Below are 8,143 nucleotides of genomic sequence, written 5' to 3' on the forward strand. Positions count from 1 at the left end.
TAACTCACCCCCGTCCCTTATTTTCCACTGGGTGTCAAGTCCTTTTCCGAATTGGCGTAACGTAGTATCTTTCTCCGCAGAAGCCACAAGATGTGGTTTCTGGGTCGGATACCAGGGGAAGCGCGGTGCAATTCCGCCGCTGTCGCGCAACGGTTATAGCCCGAATACCTGCTTCCGGTCCTCATCGCTCGCCCCCGCGCAAGGGGCGGAAAGGATGGTTCGAATGAGTTTCCCTGTACAAATAGACAGCGGCTAGAAGCCCCGTTGTGCCTCTGCTGACCTGTGTTTATCGGACTCCCTTTACCCTTTGGGGTGAGCTTTCCAGGAGGTTTACTTGCTCATTGTCTACGCGTCCAAAACTGGCAACGTCGAGCGTTTTGTACAGAAGCTGGGCTTTAGACGACTGCGCCTTGCGAGCGGGGAGGAAGAGGTGGCAGAGCCTTGCTTACTTCTGACCTACACCACCGGCTTCGGCCAGGCGCCAGTAGAGGTGCTCCGCTTTGTGGAGCACAACCGGCCTCACATCCGGGGTGTGGCGGTGAGTGGCAACCGCAACTGGGGCAGCAACTTTGCCCGAGCGGGCGATGTGCTGGCCGAGCGTTATGGCCTGATTGTGGTGCACAGATTTGAACTGGCCGGTACGGCCAGGGATATCGCAATCGTCAAGGAGGTTATAGGTGCGCTATCTCGAGCTCAACAGTGCGGTGCTGCATAAAAGAGATGGGTTTTTCCAGCTAGAGAAAGACCTCGAGGCCGCCCAGGCCTTCGAAGAGGAAGCCTTGGGGAAACTCAGAAAGTTCCCCGACCCCATCATCCGGCTGCGTACCCTGGTCCAGGAGGGCTACTACGAGAATTTCTTCGTCCACTACGACGAGGCAACCATCCTGAGGCTCTTTGATCTGGCCTACAGCTATGGCTTCCGCTTCCAGAGCTTCATGGCGGTCTCCAAGTTCTACAAGGACTACGCCCTCAAAAGCGATGACAAAAAGCTCTACCTGGAACGCTACGAGGACCGGGTGCTATCCGTAGCCCTGCACTTAGGCCAGGGCGACGCAGCCAAAGCCGAGGCCTATGTGCGGGCCATGATGGAGCAGCGCTACCAGCCCGCCACCCCCACCTTTCTGAACGCCGGGCGGGCCCGGCGGGGGGAGCTGGTCTCCTGTTTTCTTTTGGAGGTGGACGACTCGCTTAACTCCATCGGCTACAACCTGAATGCCGCCATGCAGCTTTCCAAGATTGGGGGCGGGGTAGCCCTCAACCTCTCCCGCCTGAGGGCGCGGGGCGAGCCCATCAAGGGCGTGGCCCACGCCGCCAAGGGGGTGGTGCCGGTGATGAAGCTCCTGGAGGACGCCTTCAACTACGCCGACCAGATGGGGCAGCGCAAGGGGGCCGGGGCGGTGTACCTCAACATCTTCCACTGGGACGTGGAAGAGTTTCTGGATACCAAGAAGATCAATGCCGACGAGAAAAGCCGCATCCAGACCCTCTCCTTGGGGCTCATCGTGCCACAGAAATTCTTCGAGCTAGCCGAACGGGGCGAGGACTTCTTCGTCTTCGCGCCTTACTCGGTCTACCAGGCCTTTGGGGAGCACCTCGACGACATGAACCTCGACCGGCGGTACGAGGAGCTCCTGGCCCACCCCCAGGTCAAGAAGCGGGCCCTTTCAGCCCGGGCCATGCTCACCCGCATCGCCCAGACCCAGTTCGAGTCGGGCTACCCCTATATCGTCTACAAGAGCAACGCCAACCGGGCGCACCCCCTCAAGGCTTTAGGCCAGATCAAGATGTCGAACCTCTGCACCGAGATCTTCCAGCTACAGACCCCCACCCTGGTAGGCGAGGCAGGGGAGGTGGTGGAGCCAGGCTTCGACATCAGCTGCAACCTGGGCTCCCTCAACATCGTGAACGTGATGGAGCAGAAGAACCTGGCCGAGAGCGTGCACACCGCCATGGACGCCCTCACCGCGGTCAGCGATGCCAGTGCGGTGCGCCAGGTGCCGGGCGTGTACCGGGCCAACCAAGCCTTCCACTCGGTGGGCTTAGGGGCTATGAACCTGCACGGGTTTTTAGCCAAGAACCGCCTGAGCTACGAGTCGGTGGAGGCCCGCGACTTCGTGCGGAGCTTCTTCGCTGCGGTGAACTACCATAGCCTGAAGCGCTCCATGGAGATCGCCCGGGAGCGTGGGGTGTGTTTCTTTGGCTTTGAAAGATCTACCTACGCCAGCGGCGAGTACTTTGAGCCATACCTGACCACAGACTTCCGCCCCCGCACCGAGGCCGTGCAAAAACTTTTTCAGGGCATCCCCCTGCCCTCTCCCGAGGACTGGGCCCGCCTGAAGGAGGAGGTGGCAGAGCACGGGCTCTACCACGCCTACCGGCTGGCGATAGCCCCCACCGCCTCCATCAGCTACATCCAGAACGCCACCCCCTCCATCCAGCCCATCGTAGAACACGTGGAGACCCGCACCTACGGCAACGCTACCACCTACTACCCCATGCCCTTTCTTTCCGAAGAAACCTACTGGTTTTACAAGAGCGCTTACCACATGAACATGTACCGCCTGATCGACCTGGTGGCCGAGGCCCAGGCCCATGTGGACCAGGGCATCAGCACGGTCATCTACGTCACCAGCGAGACCAGCACCCGCGAGCTGGCCCGGCTTTACGTGTACGCGGCCAAAAAAGGCCTCAAGAGCCTCTACTACACCCGCACCAAGAACCTCTCGGTAGAGGAGTGCCTGTCCTGCTCAGTCTAAGGAAAAGCCTATGGAACTAGTCGAACAAACCTTCAGCGCCGTCAACTGGAACCGCCTGGAAGACGCTTACACCAAGATGTTCTGGGATCAAAACGTGCGGCAGTTCTGGGTCGACGAGGAGATTCCGCTGGCCGACGACAAGCTGACCTGGATGACCCTCTCCAAAGAAGAGCAGCGGGTCTACGAGCAGGTGCTGGCCGGGCTGACCCTGCTCGACACCGTGCAGGGAAGCGTGGGGATGCCCCTTCTGTCGCAGCACATCCCCAAGCTGCAAGCCAAGGCGGTGCTCTCCTTCATGGGGGCCATGGAGCACATGCACGCCAAAAGCTACAGCAGCATCTTCTCAACCCTGTGCAGCAGTGAGCGAATCGGCGAGCTGTTCGACTGGGTAAAAGGGCAGCCCCTCTTGCAGGAAAAGCAGCGCTTCGTTCTCGAGCGCTACCGGGGGGTACAAGACCCCCAGAGCCTCTACCTGGGCCTCGCGGCCAGTGTGTTCCTGGAGTCCTTTCTGTTTTACTCGGGCTTCTTTTTCCCGCTGCTCTTAGCGGGCCAGGGCAGGCTGGTGAACTCCGGCGAGATCATCTCGCTCATCATCCGCGACGAGAGCATCCACGGGGTGTATGTGGGTCTGCTGGCCCAGGAGGTGTGCGCCAGTTTGAGCGAGAGGGCCCAGAAAAAGGCGGAGCGGGAGGTCTACGAGATGCTGGAGCAGCTCGAGGCCCTCGAGCGCCGCTACACCCAGACCCTGTACGCGCCCCTTGGCCTGGAGGAAGCCGTTCTAACCTTCGCGCACTACAACGCCGACAAGGCCCTGATGAACCTGGGGCTAAAGCCTCACTTCGAGGTGGGCGCGGAACAGGTCAATCCGGTGGTGCTGGCCGGGCTCTCGACCAAAACCAAAAACCACGACTTTTTCTCCACCAAGGGCAATGGCTATGTCAAGGCCATCCGGGTAGAGCCCCTCTGCGATGCGGATTTCATCTTCGAAGGCCTCTCGCCCGAGTATCTCCCCGTCACCAAGCGCGATGGGCGGGAGGTTCCCTTCGACGAGATACGTATCGTGCGGGCAGTAGAGAAGGCTGCCACCGCCGTGGGGGTAGGCCTCGAGCCTGAGGTCATCGAGCAGCTTATCCTCTCCCCCATCAAGCGGCGGGCACGCAAGGAGCGGTTGCACATCGAGAAGATCCAGGACATGGTGGAGGAGGGCCTGATGAAAAGCTACCCCCAGGTGGCTAGGGCTTATATCCTCTACCGCGAGGAGCGCACCCGCCTGCGGGGTTTGGCATGAGCCAGCAGACCCGTACCGTACACCTGGTACGCCCACCCGACTGCAACCACTATGGCAACCTGTATGGGGGCACGGCCATGGCCTGGATGGACGAGGCTGCGTTCGTGGCTGCCACCCGCTACGCCCGCTCTAAGGTGGTTACGGTACACACCGACGCCATCGATTTCCACCAGCCCGTTCCACAGGGCTCGATTGTGGAGCTGGTGGCCTGGGTTACCTCGGTGGGGCGCAGCTCCATGCGCCTGGAGGTGGAGATGTGGGTCGAGCCGATCAGCAAAGAAACGCGCATCCTGGCCTGTCGGTCTGGTTTTGTGATGGTCGCGTTGGACGAAAACGGAAAGCCCAGGGCCATCAACGCTCCAGGTTGAGACGTTCTGAGGCGAAAACATGCGCCTCTCGCTTCCAACAAGATACCCTGTATGGCAGTTCTCCTGGCCCTGACGCTCGACTGGTTTTTGCGGGAACCCCCCGCCCGGCTGCATCCGGTGGTCTGGATGGGGGCTTACCTGAACCGGGTGGGGCGAAAGCTGACCTCGAGGCCACCCCGAAGCGCGCTGCTGCTGGGTGCAGGGTACTGGCTGATGGGTGCCGTTTTGGTGTTAGAGAAAAGAGGGGGTGTGGGGGAGCTATAATCCCCCGGTTCTCGCCTCGCCACGGCGAGGCGACGAGGATACATGGACTCCCCTACGTCCGCCGGTGGCGGACATAGCATAGTGGGCGGCAGATGTGTGCTAAAATCTCCTCGGGGACAGCGTTCCCCGTGCACCTTGAAACTTGGAGTAAGGGGTTCCATTGGGTAGTCCGATGGGTAAAACTCCAAACGAACACCCGTGGGAGAGTCTGTGCTGAAATGCCACCTCCCAGATACGGAGTCAAGGTTTTTCTGGGCTCGGACGGAGCCTTCGGGGATGGATACGGCAGTAGCCGTTCCGTGAGAACCGAGAAGCCTCGGACTTCAGTCCGAGGAGTCGTCACCAGTATACGGAGCCCTGGCGTGGCAACTCGAGCAGCTCGCGGATTCCTTGAAGCTGCTGTTCACGGCGCTCTCGCTCAAACCCCTTTTTGCCTTTCGGATGCTGCTCGATGAGGTAAACGCAGTGGAAAAGCTCCTGGAGGAGAGCCTCGAGGCGGCCCGCACCCGCCTCAGCCACCTCGTCAGCCGCCCCGCCGAGGCCCTATCCCCGAATGAGGTGCGCGAAAGCGCCCTGGAGAGCCTGGCCGAGAACCTCAACGACTCGCTGGTAGCCCCTCTGTTTTGGTTCGTCTTGCTGGGCCTGTCAGGAGCTGCCCTGTACCGTTTTGCCAATACTGCCGATGCCTTATGGGGGTATCGGGGAAGCTGGGAGTGGGCCGGCAAGTTCGCGGCCTGCGCCGACGACTGCCTGAGCTACATCCCGGCGCGCATCACCGGCCTACTGCTATGTGGCTGGCGTTGCCCCTGGAAAGCGCTCTGGCGGGAAGCCCGCAAGACCCCCTCGCCCAACAGCGGCTGGCCCATGGCGGCGCTGGCCCTTTTCCTGGGCATACGCCTGTCCAAGCCCAACGTGTACGTGCTGCACTCGAGCGGACGCCTCCCCACAGCCCAGGACCTGCAGGCTGGGCTAAGCCGGGCTATCTGGGTGGGCTGGAGCGCAGGGCTTGTGGCTGGTTTGTGCACCTGGAACAGCGGCCAGGCTATCCTGGGATTGTTCTAGAGCCATACTTGAGGATAGGCCACATGACTGCACCAGAACAACCACCATAATGGTCACTCATGATTGATGACGTTCTCATGCCTATACACGGGGGTACCGATTCCGGCCCCACCCCACGCTACGATTTTTCCACCAACGCCAATAGCCTAGGCCCCGACCCCCGCGCCCTGGCTGCGGTCCAGGCTGCCGACCCCAGCCACTATCCTGACCCGCTCTACACCTCGCTGCACGACGCCCTGGCCGAGTTTCACCAGGTGCCGCCCGAGCATGTGGCCGTGGGCGGCGGCACCAGCGAGCTGATTCACCGCCTGACCCGCTGGCGCTACCTGCGCGGGCCGATGCTGATCCTACCGCCCACCTTCAGCGAGTACGCCCGCGCTGCCCAGCCCGCTGAGCTACCCCTGCTGCGGGCCAGCAGTGGGGAGGCCTTTTTGAGGCTGTTGCCTAAAGCTACCCTAGCTTTTCTGTGCGTGCCCAACAACCCCACCGGCGAGATCTACGATTTCATAGAGGAGGCTGCACATATCGCTGAACGACATCGCATCGCTCTGGTGCTTGACCTGGCCTACTACTACCTACTGCCCGACCCGCCCCGCTTGCCCAGCAACACCTGGCGCTTATACAGCCCCAACAAGGCCCACGGCCTGACCGGGGTACGCGCAGGTTATCTGATCGCTCCGCAAAGCCTGGTACACTTCCGCAACCTGGCTCCTTCCTGGGTGGTGGGAGTGCATGGCGAGGCCCTTTTGCGTGCCGTAATGCAAGAGGCATCTCAGGCCTGGCTGGCGAGAAGCCGCCAGGAACTCTGGCAACTGCGAAGCCAGCTGGCCGAGGGGTTGCGCCAGCAGGGCCTCGAGGTGCGCGAAAGCCCCGCCAACTTTCTGCTGGTAAAAGTAGGCCGGGCCACCGCGGTGGCCCGGCAGCTCCACTCTATGGGTTTTCGGGTGCGGGACTGCACTTCTTTCGGTTTACCAGAGTGGCTACGGCTTTCAGCCCAGCCTGCAGCGGCTCAGGCGGAATTGCTCGAGGCACTGCCCCGCTGCATGAAAGCGCGCACCTAGGCGCCATGCCAATTCGGAAAAGGACTTGATACCTGTTGGAAAATAAGGGACTGAGGGTTAGAGAAAAGAGGGGGCGTGGGGGAGCTATAATCCCCCGGACTTTCAGTCCGTGGGATACATGGACTCCCCCACGTCCGCCGGAGGCGGACCATGAAATCGGACAACCACAGGTGAGACTCTGAGTGAAGCAAAATAGGGGAACCACTTTTAGGAAGAGGAGGTTCCCCAGATGCAGCTTACCACAGTCGGCAAAGAGGTCTTTAGAGGCGCCAGGAAAGCTTTAGAACTGGCCGAGGCCGGCGCAGGTGACCCCACAGTCCTTAGAACGCCTGCGCCAGCTCAAGCAGGTGGAAGCCCTCAGGAAACGGGAGGCACCCTGGAGCGAGGTGCAGGAGGTGGTGGGCCTCAGCCGGGCCAGCTACTACCGCTGGAAGGGAAGGCTCAAGGAGCAGGGACTCACCGGCCTGAAACCCAGAAGTAAGCGACCCCAACGCCTGCGGGGCAAGGTGCATTGGACCCCCGAGCTGCTGGCGCAGGTGGAAGGCTTGCGGAAGGAGAACCCCACCTGGGGGCGCTGGCCCATCTGGCTTTCCTTGCGGAAGGCGGGCTATACCTTGAGCGAGCGCACGGTGGGACGCATCCTGGCCTACCTGGAGGGGCAGGGACGCATAGAGCGGGTGGCTGGCTTCCTGGCCCGGACGAGGAGGGGGAAGTCCAAGCGGAGGGCGCCAAGGCCCTACGCACAGCGGAAGCCCCCGGGCTATGAGGTCAAGGCCCCTGGGGACCTGGTGCAGATAGACACCCTGAGCGTGAACCTGGGGCCCGGGGAGGAGGTCAAGCACTTTTCCGCGGTGGAACTCTCTACCCGCCTGGCCTGGGCTGCGGTGCACCGCCGGGCCACGGCCCAGACGGCGGCAGGGTTTCTGCGGGAGCTGGTGGACAGGAGTCCTTTTCCCATCCGGGCGGTGCAGGTGGATGGGGGAAGCGAGTTCATGGCGGCGTTTGAGGAGGGCTGCCAGGCTCTGGGCATCCGGCTCTTCGTGCTGCCCCCGCGGAGTCCTAAGCTCAACGGCCATGTGGAACGTATACAGCGGACCTTCCGGGACGAGTTCTACACCCGGCCCTTGCCCACAAGGGTAGGCGAAATCCAGGCCGAGCTGGAGGACTACCTGGCGTACTACAACGGCCATAGACCCCACATGGCCCTGGAGGGCTTGGCTCCCCTGGAGTTCCTGGCTAAACTACAGGCGGAGTCGGTTCCCCAAGAGTCTCAGATGTGTTGACCGATTACAGCAGTATCCAGATGGTGAGGACGACGCTGGCGGGGGTCTTGCTCTGGGGGTC

7 protein-coding genes, 1 pseudogene and 1 riboswitch are annotated in these 8,143 nt (G+C 61.7%); all 8 genes and pseudogenes read left to right on the forward strand.

Annotated elements, in window-relative coordinates; genetic code table 11:
* Positions 1 to 104 precede the first annotated feature (104 nt).
* A riboswitch (adenosylcobalamin-variant (AdoCbl-variant) riboswitch) is annotated at positions 105 to 178 on the forward strand.
* Positions 179 to 334: 156 nt separating this feature from the next.
* Positions 335 to 715: a class Ib ribonucleoside-diphosphate reductase assembly flavoprotein NrdI gene (nrdI, locus tag ABWU19_RS13665; protein ID WP_435902218.1), complete on the forward strand. Its 381-nt coding sequence runs from the start codon at positions 335 to 337 to the stop codon at positions 713 to 715.
* Entirely contained in the window at positions 678 to 2,756 is a 2,079-nt protein-coding gene (nrdE, locus tag ABWU19_RS13670; RefSeq protein WP_435902219.1) for a class 1b ribonucleoside-diphosphate reductase subunit alpha, read from the forward strand. The genes nrdI and nrdE overlap by 38 nt, the downstream gene beginning before the upstream one ends.
* A 10-nt stretch (positions 2,757 to 2,766) precedes the next feature.
* Positions 2,767 to 4,044, forward strand: a complete 1,278-nt coding sequence (nrdF, locus tag ABWU19_RS13675; protein WP_435902220.1) for a class 1b ribonucleoside-diphosphate reductase subunit beta — start codon at positions 2,767 to 2,769, stop codon at positions 4,042 to 4,044.
* Positions 4,041 to 4,412, forward strand: a complete 372-nt coding sequence (locus ABWU19_RS13680) for an acyl-CoA thioesterase (RefSeq protein ID WP_435902221.1) — start codon at positions 4,041 to 4,043, stop codon at positions 4,410 to 4,412. Before nrdF ends, ABWU19_RS13680 begins: the two co-directional genes overlap by 4 nt.
* 51 nt (positions 4,413 to 4,463) lie before the next feature.
* Entirely contained in the window at positions 4,464 to 4,676 is a 213-nt protein-coding gene (locus ABWU19_RS13685; protein ID WP_435902222.1) for a hypothetical protein, read from the forward strand.
* Positions 4,677 to 5,066: 390 nt separating this feature from the next.
* Entirely contained in the window at positions 5,067 to 5,738 is a 672-nt protein-coding gene (gene cbiB / locus ABWU19_RS13690; protein WP_435902223.1) for an adenosylcobinamide-phosphate synthase CbiB, read from the forward strand.
* Positions 5,739 to 5,797: 59 nt separating this feature from the next.
* The gene (locus tag ABWU19_RS13695) at positions 5,798 to 6,799 is read left to right on the forward strand and encodes a pyridoxal phosphate-dependent aminotransferase (RefSeq protein WP_027878124.1); all 1,002 of its coding nucleotides are present in this window, start codon (positions 5,798 to 5,800) and stop codon (positions 6,797 to 6,799) included.
* 229 nt (positions 6,800 to 7,028) lie between these two features.
* Positions 7,029 to 8,143: pseudogene (locus ABWU19_RS13700) on the forward strand (integrase core domain-containing protein); the annotation flags it as partial.

The organism is Meiothermus cerbereus (genome assembly GCF_051297115.1).
GTDB classification, from domain to species: Bacteria; Deinococcota; Deinococci; order Deinococcales; family Thermaceae; genus Meiothermus; species Meiothermus cerbereus_A.

Coding starts and splice junctions, on each gene's coding strand:
- nrdF (WP_435902220.1), top strand. CDS start 2,767: ATGGAACTAGTCGAACAAACCTTCAGCGCCGTCAACTGGAACCGCCTG.
- ABWU19_RS13680 (WP_435902221.1), top strand. CDS start 4,041: ATGAGCCAGCAGACCCGTACCGTACACCTGGTACGCCCACCCGACTGC.
- ABWU19_RS13685 (WP_435902222.1), top strand. CDS start 4,464: ATGGCAGTTCTCCTGGCCCTGACGCTCGACTGGTTTTTGCGGGAACCC.
- ABWU19_RS13695 (WP_027878124.1), top strand. CDS start 5,798: ATGATTGATGACGTTCTCATGCCTATACACGGGGGTACCGATTCCGGC.